Genomic DNA, 17,402 nt, shown 5'->3' on the forward strand with positions numbered 1-17,402 from the left:
ATGACAGCCACGAACGTAGACAACGATTTTTTACTTCGCATAGAGGGAGCCCTCGATCAGATCAGACCGTACCTGGAAGCTGACGGCGGCAACGTGAAGGTGCTGGGGGTAACTGAAGATATGGTGCTGCAGCTCGAGCTGCTGGGCGCCTGTGGCTCCTGCCCCATGTCGGCCATGACGCTGAAGGCTGGTGTAGAGCAGTCTGTCATGAAAGCGGTTCCTGAAATTAAAGCCGTGGAGGCCGTAAACCTGACGCCCCTCGACTAAACATAACTTACTTTTCCTGTTTAAGCGGATGCTGTTGGACCTACCAATGGTGTCCGCTTTTGTTTTTCCACCTGCCACCACAGCTGCTGCACATCAGCCCGAAAGCAGCAGTGGCAATGGTGGCAGCTGCAGCAGATTTTATCAGGCATTTTGAATATTATCTGCCCGATTTCTTACCCATCACCCACCAATATAGCGTAGTATCAATACTAACAAAGCTCCCGGAGCTTTTACTATTATTCCAAAACAGCTAAATTGAGTAAAACTGTTTTCGCTGCGCCATGATTAAAGCAAACGACCCTACCCTGCACTCCTGGATACAGATTGCACCCGACAGTGATTTCCCCATCCAGAACCTGCCCTTCGGCATTTTCCAGACGGATATGAAAGACCCGCGTGTGGGCGTGGCCATCGGCGAATATGTGCTGGACCTGTGTGTGCTGGGGCGGTATGATATGTTTGTGCTGCTCGACATCGATCCTACCATTTTTCACCGCCCTTACCTGAACGATTTTATAGCGCTGGGCAAGCCTGTCTGGCGTGCCGTCCGCAACCGGGTATCGGAACTGCTGCGCAACACCAACGACGAGATCAGCGGCAACAGCGAACTGATGCACGAGTGCCTGATAAAACGCTCGGAAGTAGAGATGCTGATGCCCGTAAAAGTAGGCGATTATACCGACTTCTATTCCAGCCAGGCACATGCCAGCAACGTAGGCACCATGTTCCGGGACCCGGAGAATGCCCTACTACCCAACTGGAAACACATGCCGGTAGGCTACCATGGCCGTGCTTCTTCTATCGTGGTTTCGGGCACGCCCATCCACCGCCCCAACGGACAAACCAAGGCACCAGAGGCAGAACTCCCCACTTTCGGGCCAACGGCGCAGCTGGATTTTGAGCTCGAAATGGCGTTTATTGCCGGCAAAGACACGCCCCTTGGCACCAGTATCTCCCCCAGCCATGCCGAGGAATACATTTTCGGACTGGTGCTGTTCAACGACTGGTCGGCCCGCGACATCCAGGCCTGGGAGTACCAGCCGCTCGGACCGTTCCTGGGCAAAAGCTTTGCCTCTTCCATTTCGCCCTGGGTGGTTACGCTGGACGCGCTGGAGCCCTTCCGAGTGCATGGGCCGGAGCAGGTGCCAAGTCCTCTTCCCTACCTTAGTTCAGGCGGGCACCACAACTACGATATAAACCTGGAAGTGCTGCTGGAAACGGAGAAGGGTGTGGAGACGCGCATCTGTCGCACCAACTTCCGGCACATGTACTGGAACATGCAGCAGCAACTGGCGCACCAGACCAGCAACGGCTGCAACATCCGGGTGGGCGACATGTTTGCTTCTGGCACCATCAGCGGCTCCGAAAAAGGCACTTTCGGTTCTATGCTGGAACTCACGCGGGGCGGCACGCAACCCTTGCGTTTAGTCGACGGCACCGAGCGCAGCTTTATAAACGACAACGACACGGTAATTATGCGGGGCTATGGCGAGCACCACGGCATACGCATCGGCTTCGGCGAAGTCCGGACAAAAGTACTGCCAGCATTTCTACAGGAGAAGTAGCAGGTTACAACTGCGCATTTTTATCTGCAGCCACAGCCACCACACCCTCTGCACCAGCTGAAAGCAGGAAAGACAGCATTTTAGTTTGAAGTATAGCGTATGTCAGGCAAATGAAAACGATCAACCTCTCCGAAACCAAACCAGCAGAGGCCTATGGCTTGCTGGTAGGCGCTGTTGCGCCCCGGCCCATTGCTTTTGCCAGTACCACCAGTGCTGCCGGCCAGGTCAACTTGAGCCCTTTCAGCTTTTTCAACCTGTTCAGCGCCAATCCGCCCATCCTGGTTTTCTCGCCCCTGAGCCGCATGCGCGACAACACCAGCAAACATACCCTCGACAATGTACACGCTACCCGGGAAGTGGTCATCAACATTGCTAATTTTGCACTGGTAGAACAGATGTCGCTGGCCAGCACCGAATATGCGCAGGAGATAAATGAATTTGAAAAAGCAGGGCTGACACCGGAAGCATCGGTGCTGGTGCAACCGCCGCGGGTAAAGGAGGCACCGGTAGCGTTTGAGTGCCGTGTAAATGATGTTATAAAACTAGGCGAAGCAGGCGGGGCCGGTAACCTGGTGCTGTGCGAAGTGCTGATGCTGCATGTGCAGGAGGAGATCCTGGACGCATCCGGTAAAATAGACCCGCACAAACTCGACGCCGTTGCCCGCATGGGAGGCGACTACTACCTCAGAGCCAACGGCGACTGCCTCTTCCGGCTGCCCAAGCCCAGCCACCCGGAAGGGATCGGCGTTGACCAACTACCAGACTTTATCCGGAAAAACACCCTCTTCTCAGGCAGCCACCTGGCCCGCCTCGGCACCACCGACGCCCCTCCCACCCCGGAAGAAGTGGAGAGCATAAAAACCGAGCCCATTGTGGCATATACATTGAACAAGTACAAAAACAAACCGGTAAAACTACGGCAGGAACTGGAACTGCTGGCCAGAAAGCTGCTCGAAGACGATAATGTGCCGGAAGCCTGGCGGGTGCTGCTGTTGAGTAGGAATGTTGTACCGTAATCAGCAAGATCAGCTATGAATGCCAGGCTCCGTAAAGTTTGGGACTCTCTCCGCTCCAGTTACTGGTTTGTACCTGCTATCATGATGGTGTTTGTCCTTATCCTCTGGACCGGCACGCACCATCTCGACGAGCATCTTGCTGCGGCAGGAAAATTGCCCGTCAGGTGGCTGTATTCGGACGATGTGGAATCGATGCGCAAGTTGCTCCTGACTATTGCAGCCAGTATCATCGGTATAGTGGGTGTTGTATTCTCTATCCTGATGGTTCCGCTCACGATTGCAGCTACCCAGTTCGGGCCGCGACTGCTCCGCACCTTTTTACGCGACACCGGCACCCACCTCACCCTCGGCACCTTCACCAGCACTTTTATCTTCTGCATCCTGGTGCTCCTGCAGCTTCGCGACGATGCGACTTACCCAGTCCCACAGGTCTCCGCCACAACCGGACTACTATTCGGATTTATCTGTTTCGGGATGCTCATTTACTTCATTAATCACATAGCACGCTCTATTCAGGCCTCCGTGGTAATAGCCGAAGTAAGTGCAGAATTACAACTAGCCATTGACCATGAACTACCAGATCCGCTACCCGAAGGTCCTGTCCCGTCAAAAGCCGACGCTGCTGCCACCGAACCAGCAGGTCCTGCCCATCCGGTTATGGCCGTAAAAAGTGGCTACGTACTGGCACGCGCCGACGACGAACTGATGCAGCTTGCTGTGGAGCAGGACCTGGTGATACACCTCCTGAACAGGCCCGGCGATTTTATAGTAGCAGGCACACCACTTGCCCGTCTCTGGCCTGCCGCCAAGGCATCGGATAAGGTAAGTACTGCTGTAAACAAGGCATTTATCCTGGGGCCACAGCGCACACTGGTACAGGATGTAACCTTTGGAATCAATGAACTGGTGGAACTGGCAGTACGGGCGCTGTCGCCCGGCATTAACGATCCGTTCACAGCCATGAGCTGCCTCGACTGGCTCGGCACTGCCCTCTGCCGCACGACCTCCCGCGCCTTCCCCTCCCCTTGTCAATTCGACGAGCAGGGCAATTTTCGCCTGCTTTCCAAGCCCATCACCTTTACTTACCTGACAGATGCCGCCTTTAACCAGATACGCGACTACGCCCGGACCAGCCCCGCCGTCACCTTACGGCTCCTGGATACGATTGCCGTTATCGCACCATGTGCCCGCACAGAAGAACAGCGGAAAATTTTGCTGCACCATGCCACCCTTGTTGCACGCGGATGCCACATTGGCTTGCCTGAAAAAGCAGACCGGGAGGTGGTGGCTGCGCGTTATGAACAGGTGGTGGAGTTGCTGAAGCCGGGGAAGCAGGAGGAGGGAAGGCAGACTGTTTGATTGCCAGTAAACTTTCAAAAAAGATTTTTACTTTGCTGCTCCCGCCACCAAACCCACTGCTCCTCCCCTATAAGCAAAAAACCCGCCGAAGCGGGTTCTATACAAAAAAGAGGAATATGCGGACCTCTTGTTAATTTCTTCGTACGGCAATTACCAGCCCCGGTTCTTTTTTAGTCTGTATATTTATCCCTGACATGATCCGGAGGTCTTGCAGGTATTAAACAGTGATCCTATCCAAGAGCATCAGCAGAACTAGAAAGCTTTTTCATGCCCTTTTACTGATTGCCACATAGTCAGAATAATAATTTTTAAATCCAGCAGAAAGGTCCAGTTTTCCAGGTACCACAGGTCCGCCTCTACACGCTTCGACATGGCTGTGGTTTCCTTTGTTTCGCCCCTGAAGCCATTTACCTGCGCCCATCCTGTGATGCCCGGTGTGAGAAAATGCCGCACCATAAAGCTGTCAATCAGCACTGAATAGTCTTTTGTATGTTTCAGCATGTGGGGTCTTGGCCCCACTACCGACATTTCGCCCATCAGCACATTGATAAACTGGGGCAGTTCATCCAGGCTGGTTTTCCGGAGGAAGGCCCCCACCTTTGTAATACGGGCATCTCCTTTTGTAGCTTGTTTGCTGTCGGAGTCGTTGTTAACACTCATGCTCCTGAACTTAAGGCAGTAAAAAGGTTTGTTGTCTTTCCCGGATCTTAACTGCTTAAAGAACACCGGTCCCCTGGAATCAAGCTTAATGATAAGCCCGATAATCGGAACGAGCCAGCTTAAAATCAGAATGATTATTGACAACGAAAACGCAACATCAAAAATACGCTTCACAATTTCATTGGCTTTATTTTCCAAAGGTTCATTCCGGTGCGACAATACAGGCACATAGCCATATAAGTCCAGTACAAAGTTCCTGTTAAAGAAGCCGTCAATATCGGGCACCAGTTTGAATCGAATTAAACGATTGTCAGCTTCCTGCATCAGTCCCCGGATCTTCTCGACCTCATCTTTCGGAAGTGTACTATAGATCTCTGTTATTCCTTTGGAAATAATGTGGTTAAAAAATCCGGCAATATTATCTGCAAAAGACATGCCCTCTCCCGCTTTCTCGGTAAGATTATTGTCAAAAAAGCACTCCACCTGGTAACCAAAATGAGCGTTTTCAGAAATGTATTGATAGAGTTCTGTTCCGGTTTGTCCGTCTCCTACAATGGCCACCTTCTTCACATTAAGCCAGAATCTTCGTCTGTATTTTCTGATCAGCAGAAAGGAGAACTTCCAGCAGAACAACAGCACCCCGAAGGCAATACAGGAGGTAATAAAGAAGTCGCCCGGCAACTGTATTTCCGGCACAGCAAGAGCCAGCACATAGGGTGCAACGATAAACATCGCCAGCGTGCCTGCAGTTGCTTGCATGGTCGGATAGGCATCCCGGGTCAGGATATTATCATACAAGCCCATCACCCTGGAACTGAAAAACCAAAGCAGGTTCATAAACAGAAACTTAAGCCGGTATGTCGCTGGTATCTCGGCCCACATCAGGTTGGGGTCATAAATAATATACACAGCGTACAGGATCAGGTCCAGTAAAATGAAGTCCACAACAACATTGATCCACTTAAAACAGGTCTCGTATTTGTATGTCATTGTTAAATTTATTATTGATATACTTACATTTTTTCTGAGACAAGTATAAACATATTTTATTTACTATTCAAAATATTATTAGAAAAAAATTAAAAATAAATTATAGAATAATCATAAAAAAAAGATCAACCTAACACAGGATAGCTATAAAAAGCTCATTATTAGCTTTATACATATATTATTTTTTATTTTAGTTACACTTATTTATAAAATAGATTTATTAAATACCATGCAATATCGTTCGGCATATACAGGGTATTAGCTAATTTGAGACCACCTAATCTTACCACAACACCTGATGTTAGGCAACCTCTTCACAGGCAACAAAACTTCCGCTATTTATCATAGTGTCACAAAGCAGCAGCAATAAATAAGGTTCTGCCCGGTTCTCTTACGAATTACGGTAGTTGAGCGGAACAACCTGAGAAAAGCGCTACAGCAAAGGGAGCTAGTGCTGCTCCAAATTAATTTTTAAAGGAAATTCTCCCCTTGAGGATAACCTAAAGCAGGAGCTTTAGAGTTGCGAGCGAAGCTCTTAGAGGGGTGTTTACATCAGAAGGATTCCTTTGATGATATGCTTCTGCCAATTCTCAAGCCTTTAACACCCCTATGGTCCCCTCAAGGGGACAGTTTAGCAGTCAGAATCTTTTTCTGGTCAAGCACTTGTAGGCTAATTACTTTAGGCCGTAACGCTATATTTTATTAGGAAAGAGGCCACGACCAGTCCGATTAATAAAGCAGAAATAGACGTTATCAGAAGATCCCAAAACTGGCCGGCACCGGATGCATCTGGCATAAACCTGAAGACGACAACCAGGAAACCTGTCACAACTACAAATGACCAATACATCCACACACCCTTCACACTTCTTTTTTCAACTTTACCAACCGGCAGTTTCAGGAACTCCCAGAACAGCAAAAACAGCCCCAAAAGAGTACTCAGGTGGTCCAGCAGACCAAAGGTTGAAACTTGTAAACCAGCCAAAGCTATCGTTTCTGACAGACCTGGAAATACCTGTATGAGATGCCCTTCTTTGTGGGTAAAACTGTCCCAGATAAGGTGCGACAGCGCTCCCACGAGTACGGAAGCAACTACAACAGGTATATTCTTCCTGAAATAACCGATCCAGCGAAAGCTTTTGAAACGGTTCAGGCGCTTCCTGAAAAAGCCAGGAAGATGATCGACCAAAGGATTCCGGACAAGCTGATGAAAAACAAGACAGAGCAGGAGGCCCAAAGGCAGGTTAAACCAAAGTAGCCCGGTCCAGGTGTGACTGATGGTATTGCCGGGCTCCATCTTAATAAACTTCTCAAAATCGGGTACCACACTCCCCACTACCAGGCCGGTTAACGATACCCACTTCTTAGGCAGTAGCCTGAGCGGAAGCACAATAGCCGGATGTGAAAAAGTAAAAGGCATTTGTAAACAAGAATTTATGTCCGCAACTTTTGCTCCACCACGTTTATTCCTGAGGGTAACGAAGTATATTTCTTCTTCGAAGCATAAGCATTATCTTCACCTAGTGCCGGCAAAACCTGCTCCTACAGAAACAATACTAACTCCTAAAAACGACTTGTACCCATTACAGAGTCAACATGAGAAATACAAACTTACAGAGTTAAAGCATCATCAACTATATGGACTGACCAGAAATGTGTACAAACAAATTTGTTCATATATAAAAATGTTATTTATCATAAAATTAATTGTATGTTTATAGATTAATTATATAAATTTGAGGCACTTATTTTAACAGTTGCACAGAAATATTGCCTTTTGTTACTTTATCGCATATAGCTTATCTGAGGAATTTGAAACTGTTTGTTTAGCAATGCAATCACCTTTACGCATTCTGTATAACCTCCGTTAGCATCACCATTACCCCAATTATCTAAAATGAAGAAAGCTCTTATTACCGGTATCACCGGTCAGGATGGCGCCTACCTGGCAGATCTGTTGTTGGAGAAAGGCTATGAAGTGCATGGCATCAAGCGCCGAAGCTCCCTGTTCAACACCGACCGCATCGACCATCTGTACCAGGACCCACACGAAGAAGATGTAAAGTTCCACCTTCATTACGGCGACCTGAGCGACTCCACCAATATCATCCGGATTATACAGCAGGTACAGCCCGATGAGATCTATAACCTGGGCGCCATGAGCCATGTAAAAGTGAGCTTCGATACCCCGGAATACACGGCCAACGCAGACGGCATCGGTACACTACGCATACTCGAAGCAGTCCGTTTACTCGGCTTAACCGAAAAAACAAGGATCTACCAGGCCTCTACTTCCGAGTTGTATGGCTTGGTACAGGCCGTGCCGCAATCCGAAACCACTCCTTTTTATCCGCGCTCTCCTTACGCCGTGGCCAAACTTTATGCTTACTGGATTACCGTAAACTACCGAGAAGCTTACAACATGTATGCCTGCAACGGCATCCTGTTCAACCACGAAAGCCCGCTGCGTGGCGAAACGTTCGTAACCCGTAAGATAACCAGGGGTGCCGCTAAAATAGCCATGGGCTTGCAGGACAAGCTCTACCTGGGTAACCTGGACGCCCAACGCGACTGGGGCCATGCCAAGGATTATGTTGAAGCGATGTGGCTGATCCTGCAGCAGGACACACCTGAAGATTTTGTAATTGCCACCGGTATTACCACCACCGTCCGCGATTTCGTGAAAATGTCTTTCGCTGAGACTGGTATTGAGCTGGAATTTACAGGGGAAGGGGTTAATGAAAAGGGAATCGTGAAATCCTGTTCCAACCCGGATTACCAACTGGAACCCGGAACAGAAGTGGTCGCCATAGATCCGCGTTATTTCCGTCCTACCGAAGTAGAGTTGCTCATCGGCGACCCGACCAAATCAAAAACCAAACTTGGCTGGGAGCCAAAATATGACCTGCCAGCCCTGGTAAAAGATATGATGGAAGCAGACCTGGAGTTTTTCCATATGGAGAAAATGCTGCAGGAAAAAGGCTACCGTGTAAAGAACCAGTTTGAATAAAAAACTTTAAACAATTTATTTTTGTCCCCCTTTGAAGGCAGGGCTGTTTCATTGTCCGAGACTATCCCCTTGAGGGGATTATAGGGGTGTTAATTTCGGAGGTAAAAAGTCTGAAATTAAGGTCTCAGGTTTTTTTCGCAGGTGTAAACACCCCTCCCGCTCCCCTCAAGGGGAGAGTCCGCTAGAATGAAACGGCCCTACCTTTGAGGGGGTTGGGGGATGATTTACACCTGTGAATAAGTATCTCAGAAGTCATTCATGAACTGCTTGTAAACTCTAAATTTTTCTGCAGTCCGTGCATCATCCCCCTTACCCCCTTGAAAGGGGGACTTTTCGGCTATAGTAATTTTGCGTAACATTACTGAATACATGCAAGTAAACGATAAAATATATGTGGCCGGCCATAGAGGTATGGTCGGTTCTGCTATTGTCCGGAGACTGGAGAAAGCAGGTTATACCAATATCATTGTCCGCACCTCGAAAGAGCTGGACCTGCGTAACCAGCAGCAGGTAAACGATTTTTTCGCAGTTGAAAAACCGGCCTATGTTTTCCTGGCAGCTGCAAAAGTAGGCGGTATCGTGGCAAACAACACCTACCGCGCTGATTTCCTCTACGATAACCTGATGATAGAAAGCAACGTGATCCATGCTGCCTATGTGAATAAGGTAGAAAAACTCATGTTCCTGGGCTCGTCCTGCATCTATCCAAAACTGGCGCCACAGCCCTTAAAGGAAGAGTACCTGCTGACCGGGCCGCTGGAGCCTACCAACGAACCCTATGCCATCGCCAAAATTGCCGGTATCAAACTTTGCGACGCCTATCGCGACCAGTATGGCTGCAACTTTATTTCCGTAATGCCGACCAACCTCTACGGGCTTAACGACAATTACGATCTGCAGAACTCGCACGTACTGCCGGCCCTGATCCGGAAGATGCACGAGGCAAAAGTAAAGGGAGAACAGCAGGTAAGCATCTGGGGAACAGGCTCACCAAAGCGGGAATTTTTACATGCCGACGACCTGGCCGATGCCTGCTTTTACCTGATGCAGCACTACAACGAGCCGGGCCTGGTAAACATAGGCGTAGGCGACGACATCAGTATCAAAAACCTGGCTTACTTGGTAAAAGATATCGTAGGTTTTGAAGGAGAGTTGGTGTTTGATACCTCCAAACCCGATGGTACTCCCCGCAAGCTGATGGATGTAAGCAAGCTCCATTCCTTGGGCTGGAAAGCTTCTATTCCTTTGCAAGAGGGGATTGAGGGTGTGTATGCTGAAAAGAAGGAATCGTTTTAAACAAGAGGCGTATACTTGTGTACGACCAATTTGATTCTTATAGAAAACTCTCCCCTTGAGGATAGGGCTGTTTCATTCAAATAAACCTGGCGCGAACGTCTTCGTTCGGGTCTACTACTCGCGGCCTCTGGCCGGAGTGAACCATGCTACAATCAATTTACTGCGGCCAGAGGCCGCGAGTAGCCAGCACGAGGGGAACCCTCGCGCTATAAAAATCAGAATGAAACGGTTCTGCCCTTATGGGCAGTTTCACAGTTATATTTATTCAAAACAAATTGCTTGTGCCTTTGGCAAACGCCTTTGTACCTGCCACCACAGCCACTGCCTTGTTTAAGTAACATTTTCAGATTGCGGGGGTACAACATTTATAACCTAAAATCTGCCGTCAATTGCGCTACTTCATACTTAAACTCTTTCCTGACGGATCTTTGCCTGATACCTATGTGGTTAAAACCGTGCATAAATCGTACGTTCAGACTAAGATGCTGTGACACCAGGAACTCAACCCCTCCATTAAAACCAACGCTTCGTTCTTCAGTATCGTAAGTTGTAACTGCCTGTACTCCTTTTATATTTTCTTCAGCCTTAATTAGCAGGTCAAACTGAACGCCAGCAGTAAGTCTAACCTTAGGAATAGGTTTATATTTAAGCATCACCGGTAACGAAGCATACCTATGCTTATAGGCTGTTTCCAAACTTTTATCTTCCCCGCCTACCTGTGAAAACAAGTATTCCTGCTGTAACGAAAACTTGTCATGCACATGCACTTCTACAAGCAGGCCCGCTAAAAAACCTGGTTTCCAAGATGATTCTACAGGTATAGACGGTTTTGGAAAGCCTTTATTAAAATTCGCGTTAGCGTAATTAATTCCGAATTTCAAGCCAAAATCTACAGGCAATTTTCTTGCTGACTGGATCTGATTTTTTAAGGTAGGATTTCTCTGATGAGCAACTGGCATAACAGCTGTTTCAGCATCTAGCCGATTACTGAATGGTGAAATACCAGATTTATTTTGTGCGCTTCCTAAAACAGGAAAAAAAAACAGGCAAGTAACAAGTACCACCAAACAGAATTTACTTACTTTCATAAAGTTATTCTTCCTTCTGTCATCCCGAAGGGATCTTGTGGGCCAGCAGCACTTAGGCCAGCGACCAGAAATTCTGAAATGGAAGCAACTATTGCTGCTTAGGGGTATTGACCGAATAACATTTTCCACAGGGCGGGTACAAAAGAAAGATCGTTTCTGAAAATAAAGCAGGCTAAAAAGCTTGCTTTATTTTTTCTTTTGCTAAGATAAAACCAAACACTGGCCCGTAATACAAATACCTTTTCCACATCCGTTTAGGTTCCTTCACCAATCTTCCCAGCCATTCCAAGCCCAGGTTTATCCAAAGCTGGTGGGGTCGACTGACAGTGCCGGCATAAAAATCAAACACAGCACCAATAGAACAAATTACGTTTGCATCTAAGTTGTCTTTGTGTGCATAGGCCCACTTTTCCTGTTTCGGGGCGGTCATCCCAACAAACAATACATCCGGTTTGAAAGAATTTACAGTTTCTACCATCAGGGCATTATCCGCTTCTGAAAATGCTGGTTTATAAGGGGGAGAATAGAAGGCAAGCCTTACTGCAGGATATTCAGCAGAGAGTCGTTCCTTAATTTTTGTTAAAGTCTTTTCAGATGAACCTAAATACATGCAGCTGCCACCGCTTTTATTTAGCTCCTCCAACAGGTATTGATGAATATCAGCTCCAGCAATTTTTTTTATTGTCTTTCCTGTTAAAAGTTTAGATGCAGCTACTATTCCAACACCGTCAGGCAATAGTATATCAGAATTACACAAGGCTTTTTTAAATTCCTGATCCTTTTCTGCAACAATATAGGAATACTGATTGATCGTGTTGATCAATAATTTAGAATGAAGCTTTAACTCCTGCATGTCAGAGGAGAATACCTCATAGCCTAATAATTTTGTATTCTTGATAATCATCTTATTATTTAACAGAAAGGTAATTTATACCAAAATTTGTTTTTTATTAGCACATCTCAAAACAAGATACTAAAGGCTTCTTTTAAGCTAAAGTTAGTAATGCCTTTAGGAAGCTCTTTCGATAGTAAGTTTATTATAAATAGACGTCAGTAATTCTAAATTCTTTTCGGGAGTATAGTTATTTTCATAACTCGATCTTGCGTTTTTAGAGAACAATATTTTTTCGCCAGAACTCAACTTCACCCATTCATGTAGCTTTATTTGAAGATCCTTTGCACTACCAGCTCTAAAATGTATACCGTTTTTACCATCTATTACCATTTCTTGTGATGAACCCATATTAGAGGCAATAACCGGTGCTCCGGAAGCAAAAGCTTCTATCAGAGTTAGTCCGAATGGTTCATACCAGTTAGAAGGGAAAATAAGAGCAGTACATTTCAGTAACTCTTCCTGTATTGTTGCTCTACTCTGAAAACCGAGTACAGAAACATTTGAATGAAGGGCAGCAAAGTCTTCAACCTCTGACATTAATGGGCCATCTCCTATCACTTTCAGTTTATATTTCTTATCAGAAAAAGCTTTTAACAGAACTCTAATTCCTTTTTCTTCAGATAGTCTTCCAATATAAAGGAAGGTATCTTCTCTATCGTAGAAGTTATAATGACAATCAGCAATAAAATTAGGTTTAACTACAAACTTCTCTGAAGGAAAATTTGTGGTTGCATCCATAAACAGGTGCTTCATGGAGGAGGTTAATGTTATGTATTGCAAAGGTATTTGCCAGGTACCAATCCAATAATGAAATTGAACAATGAAGGATAACCAAAAAGTTTGCAGATAAGAATTTCGATAAACCTTCTTTCGAATAGCACTAAAAGGAAATCCTTCTTGCAAACTATCTGTAAAAATTTTACCATCATTAAACAAGGTTGCTGACGGACATAGTATCCTGTAATTATGTAATGTAAAAATTACAGGGATGTCTTTTATCCTTGCTGCCCAAAATATAGATGCTGATGAAGCAAAATGCCAGTTATGCACATGAATTACATCCGGCCTCTCTGTTTCAATCCATTTAAGGGCTTTAACCCAAGCGATAATATTAAACAAGGAAATAATAAACAGAAATAATTGAGCCACTTTGGATTTCGGATTTTGAAAGGTTAACATTGTTACTTCCACTCCATTTTCTTCTAATAACTGGTATTCCTGCGGAACAACTATGTCTTCTCCCCCCTTCTGCCCATAAAAGGTATGTATGATACCTACTTTCATTTAGTATAAGTCAGTAATATTTAAGTTCATCCTAAATCATTAGCATACTATAGCATACTAGTCAAACTCTAAGCAATTTTCTTAACTTATAATAAATCCTGGTCTTGATGCTATAGCGGTCAACAAATTGCCTGATTATTTCATGATCCAGAAATGGTTCGGATGGGAAATTATACTCTTTATTTGTTGAGGTATCCAATACTGTTGCAAATCTAGATTTATTAACTCCAGAAGTATGTGTTGCATTTACACCAAAACCTTCGTTAGTTACTTTAGATATTATTGGATGTACAGAAAATAAATTATGAGTATATTGAAAATAAGTCCACCTAACTGCCCAGGAATTTATTTTACCCTCCATCTGTTGCTTTAGCATACCTGTGAGGTCAGACCCCATTTTATTAAATTCTTGCTGACATTTTTTATCCTTCAGAAATTTCTGATAATCCTCAACCTCCCAGTCAACGTTACTCCACTTGTCTCTCCAGGTTCCCCAGCCCCATGACGAAGAGCGTTTTGTAAAATAAACGTCATAGTTGTTTGTATTCTTTATAGGAGTAGTATATCCGCAAACGGATGCAATATTTTTGTTATCTTCATAAAAGGAAAGAGCCGCATTCATGTATTCTAAAAAATTTGGTGATACAATCAGATCATCCTCCAGAACGATTACTTTGTCATGGTTCTCCAGTACTTCCGTAACTCCGGCAATTATGGAATTGGCTAAACCTTTATTGGTAGGAGCTTCTTTTAACTTTTTATTTTTAAAACCAGTAATTGTTTTTAAATATGCCCTTACCTGGTTAACCTGCTCTTCATCTTTTTCACTCTTAGCACCATCTGAAAAAATAAAAAGTTCAGATTCACTCGCAATCACATTCTTTTGTAATGCAAGAATAGTTTGTTTTAATGGTTCTAACCTTTTATATGTAAAGAGGAGAATGGGTGCATTAGTCATATTGATTTAACTATAATAAGATTGTATGATGTGCTTTACCTTTACATCCCAAGTATTGATTTTTGCAAAATTATATGCTGCATGTCCTAATTTGCGTCTAAGTTCAGTATTTAATGTAAGTTCTTTAATTGCAGTAGCAATCATTTCAATAGTTTTATCTGGATTATCAACAGGTACTTTTAAACCAGCATTATCAGGAACAACTAGTTTTGAGCCATGTAAATTCAATGTAATTACTGGCAAGCCAAATGCCATCGCTTCAAGATGTTGTGCAGGACATGAGTCCCTTAAACTACAAAAAATGAAGACATCAACACTTTCATACATGCTTTTAACTACATTGTAAGGTAATAAACCATGAAGCGTGATTGTGTCATTTAATTTTTTTTGTAAAATTAATTGCCTTAATTCAGCCATGAATGGACCGTCCCCAACAACATTTAAATGAATCTGATTTTTAACTTCAGCATCTAATAATTCCAATGCATCTAATATTAATCCCATTCCTTTAAATGCGTACATTCTTCCCACCCATAGAAACTGAATTATAGTATTAGATTTATTATTTATCGTATTAGGTAAATAATCAGGTGGCAATGCTGAATCAACGATCAATTTGGCATTTTTAGCTCCGTTCCTTTTCGCATAATCAAAGGTTTCCTGATTTGCTACTAATACTATATCTGAATTTATCAGTGTTTTTTTGGTTAATGGATTAATAAACGATATTAACTCTCCTGCAAAATTCCTAAACCTTTCCTTATTCCATTCTTTATAGAAATACTTTTTGAAAGCTTTTGGCGCTTTATGCCCTCCACCAGCAGGTCCATAAATAAACTTAGTATTCTTTAATCTATATAAGGAGGAACCTACTTTTATGCTCCCCCAAGTTACATGATGCACCACATCAAATGGATCAGAAGTATGTAATATCTTAGCAAGCTTTAATATTTTATTCTGCCATAACCAATAAGCTGTATACATAAATATAAAATTCCAATAGTAAGCCTTACTCCAGAAATAGGAGTGATCTACATAATGAACATGAATATTTTTTATACTTTCATTAGTAATTATTTGATCAATTTCTTTTCTTCCCTTGCTAGTAGTAATAAGATGTACTTCATGTCCCTCTTTAGAAAGAAAATATGCCCAATTCCATCCGTTACCGGGTTCTGAACCTCTTCCAGGAATACAGGCATATGCTGAGAGTAAAACCTTTTTCATATCAATTTTTTAACCAATATCCAGTAATTCTTCTAATTGTACCTAATAATAAGAAGGAAGGAAGAGCATAAACAGGACAATGCCTCAGAGCATATTTATAAAATAGGGGTAAATTTGCGCCTCCTTTCATACCAAATAAATGATGGTAGTAATTTTTTATATTCTTTTTATTTTTTAATTGATTAGCACCACTAGCTTCAGGATAAACTCCAAGTAAAGCATTATAGGCACAAAATATTTTAAACCCTGCTTTTCGAGCTCTTAATGTAAATTCATAGTCACTCATATAGTGAGGAAAATTTACTTCATCAAATAAACCAATCTTTTTAAAGACTAACATAGGTATTAATAACCCACGGCCAGGATAATGAGTGAGTTCAATCAAACCAAATTGTGGAGTATAATTTTTATTTACTACATTTTGTGATGTTTCGGTAAACCAGTTAAAAGCATTCAATATTTCCCCTCTAAAAACTACGGATTTTGTGGTAGAATTAATAGCTGAAGATCCTATTAATGAGTCTTTTGGTGCTTGATACACTGCTTCTAATAAATTTTCAAGATAATTGGCTTCTGCAACTGTATCATTATTTAATGTTAAAATAAATTTTGCATCATTATTTAGAGCGTATTTAATACCTAAATTTGTTGCAGCAGCCCACCACATATTAGCATCACCATTAAGTAAAATAGTATCTGGATAATATTTTTTAATATGTGCACTTGTTCCATCACTGGATCCATGGTCCACTACAACTACCTTAAATTGCTTATTCGTTTGTTTTTGCAAACTTTCTAGGCAAGCCTTTGTGTAGATCAAACGATTAAACACAGGAATCACAATATAAATCATAACTAAACTTTTTTTATATTAAGATCATAAAAATAAGATGCTTTCCTAATGCGTTCGTTGAAGATACCAAGCACCCATATTTTCATATCAGCATTATTCATCTCTCTAAATGATTTTGAAAAACACATACCGATCATTACCCAAAGAAAAAAGTAAGATAAATCAAAACGACTAAAATCTTCTACCCATGCGTAGGTCCATCTAAAGGAAATATACAGGCCTATAATTTTAATCATTGTATTATTTGATCTAAAAATAGCCAAATAAGAGGCCTTAGAAAAAACAAGAAAGTAAAGAATAACACCCAACAATCCAGTCCATGTAAAAACATTCAATATTGATACTTCATTAGAAAATCTTTCCATTTTGCCTGTTTTTAATTCTTCCAATGCGTATAGACCAAAGGACGGTGATTCATTACCTCGAGCAGGAGAACGCCCTAAAATGATATAATCATATTTGAAGGCAGATGATATTACTTCTTCGTATAAAAAGGTTCTAGTATCAACAGTCAGGCTTTCTTCTATAACTTCACCATTATTAGTTGCTGTAGTTGAGTAATTTCCACTAATATACTCATCCATCTTGAATATATTAAAAACTCCTGCTGCCCCTATCGAAAATAAAATGAATGGTGCAAACAGAAATAATATCCTAAATACTTTTAAGATTCTACTGAGTAAATATCCTCTGAAATAATATGTAAAGCCTAAAATAAATGATAAAGTATATTTAATAACATTACTCCTTGCATCTAAAAATCCAAAAATAACAATACAGGCAAAAAAAAGAGAAAAAATCTTCCATTTTGCAGTAAGTAAAGGAAAAAATATTATGATAAAACTTACTTCTCGCTTCTTGACCACTATATCCGATATAAATTACGGGAAAACAAAAGCCTACAATCAGAGCTATAACAAAAATCCCAGCAATA

Annotated in this window: 15 protein-coding genes; 6 read left to right on the forward strand and 9 right to left on the reverse strand. The window is 43.1% G+C overall.

Annotated elements, in window-relative coordinates; genetic code table 11:
- The 4 genes from DCW36_RS17975 to DCW36_RS17990 all read left to right on the forward strand — a co-directional run bounded on the left by DCW36_RS17975 (position 1) and on the right by DCW36_RS17990 (position 4,207).
- Positions 1-267, forward strand: coding sequence for a NifU family protein (locus tag DCW36_RS17975; RefSeq protein WP_114781477.1), 267 nt, complete (start codon positions 1-3; stop codon positions 265-267).
- Between the two features lie 281 nt (positions 268-548).
- Positions 549-1,832 (forward strand): fumarylacetoacetase, encoded by a 1,284-nt coding sequence (gene fahA / locus DCW36_RS17980; RefSeq protein ID WP_114781478.1) that lies wholly within the window; start codon positions 549-551, stop codon positions 1,830-1,832.
- Positions 1,833-1,942: 110 nt separating this feature from the next.
- Positions 1,943-2,848 carry a flavin reductase family protein gene (locus tag DCW36_RS17985; RefSeq protein WP_114781479.1) on the forward strand — a complete coding sequence of 302 codons (906 nt, stop codon included), beginning with the start codon at positions 1,943-1,945 and terminating at the stop codon, positions 2,846-2,848.
- A gap of 15 nt (positions 2,849-2,863) precedes the next feature.
- On the forward strand, positions 2,864-4,207 hold the full coding sequence (locus tag DCW36_RS17990; RefSeq protein ID WP_114781480.1) for a DUF2254 domain-containing protein: 1,344 nt from the start codon (positions 2,864-2,866) through the stop codon (positions 4,205-4,207).
- A gap of 252 nt (positions 4,208-4,459) precedes the next feature.
- Here the strand turns inward: DCW36_RS17990 and DCW36_RS17995 are convergent, their stop codons facing one another.
- Entirely contained in the window at positions 4,460-5,857 is a 1,398-nt protein-coding gene (locus DCW36_RS17995; RefSeq protein ID WP_114781481.1) for an undecaprenyl-phosphate glucose phosphotransferase, read from the reverse strand.
- Between the two features lie 679 nt (positions 5,858-6,536).
- Positions 6,537-7,277 (reverse strand): DUF4184 family protein, encoded by a 741-nt coding sequence (locus tag DCW36_RS18000; RefSeq protein WP_114781482.1) that lies wholly within the window; start codon positions 7,275-7,277, stop codon positions 6,537-6,539.
- Between the two features lie 477 nt (positions 7,278-7,754).
- Between DCW36_RS18000 and gmd the strand changes: the two genes are divergently transcribed.
- Entirely contained in the window at positions 7,755-8,867 is a 1,113-nt protein-coding gene (gene gmd / locus DCW36_RS18005) for a GDP-mannose 4,6-dehydratase (protein WP_114781483.1), read from the forward strand.
- Positions 8,868-9,236: 369 nt separating this feature from the next.
- Positions 9,237-10,163 carry a GDP-L-fucose synthase gene (gene fcl / locus DCW36_RS18010; protein WP_114781484.1) on the forward strand — a complete coding sequence of 309 codons (927 nt, stop codon included), beginning with the start codon at positions 9,237-9,239 and terminating at the stop codon, positions 10,161-10,163.
- Positions 10,164-10,528: 365 nt separating this feature from the next.
- Here the strand turns inward: fcl and DCW36_RS18015 are convergent, their stop codons facing one another.
- From DCW36_RS18015 to DCW36_RS18045, 7 genes are all read right to left on the reverse strand, one after another.
- The gene (locus DCW36_RS18015) at positions 10,529-11,251 is read right to left on the reverse strand and encodes a porin family protein (RefSeq protein WP_114781485.1); all 723 of its coding nucleotides are present in this window, start codon (positions 11,249-11,251) and stop codon (positions 10,529-10,531) included.
- 172 nt (positions 11,252-11,423) lie between these two features.
- Positions 11,424-12,155: a WecB/TagA/CpsF family glycosyltransferase gene (locus DCW36_RS18020; protein ID WP_114781486.1), complete on the reverse strand. Its 732-nt coding sequence runs from the start codon at positions 12,153-12,155 to the stop codon at positions 11,424-11,426.
- Between the two features lie 105 nt (positions 12,156-12,260).
- Positions 12,261-13,430: a glycosyltransferase family 4 protein gene (locus DCW36_RS18025; RefSeq protein ID WP_114781487.1), complete on the reverse strand. Its 1,170-nt coding sequence runs from the start codon at positions 13,428-13,430 to the stop codon at positions 12,261-12,263.
- A gap of 61 nt (positions 13,431-13,491) precedes the next feature.
- On the reverse strand, positions 13,492-14,388 hold the full coding sequence (locus DCW36_RS18030) for a glycosyltransferase (RefSeq protein WP_114781488.1): 897 nt from the start codon (positions 14,386-14,388) through the stop codon (positions 13,492-13,494).
- A 6-nt stretch (positions 14,389-14,394) separates the two neighbouring features.
- Complete coding sequence (locus DCW36_RS18035) at positions 14,395-15,615, reverse strand: glycosyltransferase family 4 protein (protein WP_114781489.1); 1,221 nt, start codon at positions 15,613-15,615, stop codon at positions 14,395-14,397.
- A 1-nt stretch (position 15,616) separates the two neighbouring features.
- Positions 15,617-16,468: a glycosyltransferase family 2 protein gene (locus tag DCW36_RS18040; protein WP_114781490.1), complete on the reverse strand. Its 852-nt coding sequence runs from the start codon at positions 16,466-16,468 to the stop codon at positions 15,617-15,619.
- A 2-nt stretch (positions 16,469-16,470) separates the two neighbouring features.
- On the reverse strand, positions 16,471-17,334 hold the full coding sequence (locus DCW36_RS18045; protein ID WP_125185334.1) for a hypothetical protein: 864 nt from the start codon (positions 17,332-17,334) through the stop codon (positions 16,471-16,473).
- Positions 17,335-17,402 lie beyond the last annotated feature (68 nt).

It is taken from the genome of Botryobacter ruber (assembly GCF_003347595.2).
GTDB lineage: Bacteria > Bacteroidota > Bacteroidia > Cytophagales > Hymenobacteraceae > Pontibacter > Pontibacter ruber_A.

Bases quoted from the DNA above. Each gene is read 5' to 3' on its own strand.
- DCW36_RS17975 (WP_114781477.1), top strand. From the start codon at position 1: ATGACAGCCACGAACGTAGACAACGATTTTTTACTTCGCATAGAGGGA.
- fahA (WP_114781478.1), top strand. From the start codon at position 549: ATGATTAAAGCAAACGACCCTACCCTGCACTCCTGGATACAGATTGCA.
- DCW36_RS17985 (WP_114781479.1), top strand. From the start codon at position 1,943: ATGAAAACGATCAACCTCTCCGAAACCAAACCAGCAGAGGCCTATGGC.
- DCW36_RS17990 (WP_114781480.1), top strand. From the start codon at position 2,864: ATGAATGCCAGGCTCCGTAAAGTTTGGGACTCTCTCCGCTCCAGTTAC.
- DCW36_RS17995 (WP_114781481.1), bottom strand. From the start codon at position 5,857: ATGACATACAAATACGAGACCTGTTTTAAGTGGATCAATGTTGTTGTG.
- DCW36_RS18000 (WP_114781482.1), bottom strand. From the start codon at position 7,277: ATGCCTTTTACTTTTTCACATCCGGCTATTGTGCTTCCGCTCAGGCTA.
- gmd (WP_114781483.1), top strand. From the start codon at position 7,755: ATGAAGAAAGCTCTTATTACCGGTATCACCGGTCAGGATGGCGCCTAC.
- fcl (WP_114781484.1), top strand. From the start codon at position 9,237: ATGCAAGTAAACGATAAAATATATGTGGCCGGCCATAGAGGTATGGTC.
- DCW36_RS18015 (WP_114781485.1), bottom strand. From the start codon at position 11,251: ATGAAAGTAAGTAAATTCTGTTTGGTGGTACTTGTTACTTGCCTGTTT.
- DCW36_RS18020 (WP_114781486.1), bottom strand. From the start codon at position 12,155: ATGATTATCAAGAATACAAAATTATTAGGCTATGAGGTATTCTCCTCT.
- DCW36_RS18025 (WP_114781487.1), bottom strand. From the start codon at position 13,430: ATGAAAGTAGGTATCATACATACCTTTTATGGGCAGAAGGGGGGAGAA.
- DCW36_RS18030 (WP_114781488.1), bottom strand. From the start codon at position 14,388: ATGACTAATGCACCCATTCTCCTCTTTACATATAAAAGGTTAGAACCA.
- DCW36_RS18035 (WP_114781489.1), bottom strand. From the start codon at position 15,615: ATGAAAAAGGTTTTACTCTCAGCATATGCCTGTATTCCTGGAAGAGGT.
- DCW36_RS18040 (WP_114781490.1), bottom strand. From the start codon at position 16,468: ATGATTTATATTGTGATTCCTGTGTTTAATCGTTTGATCTACACAAAG.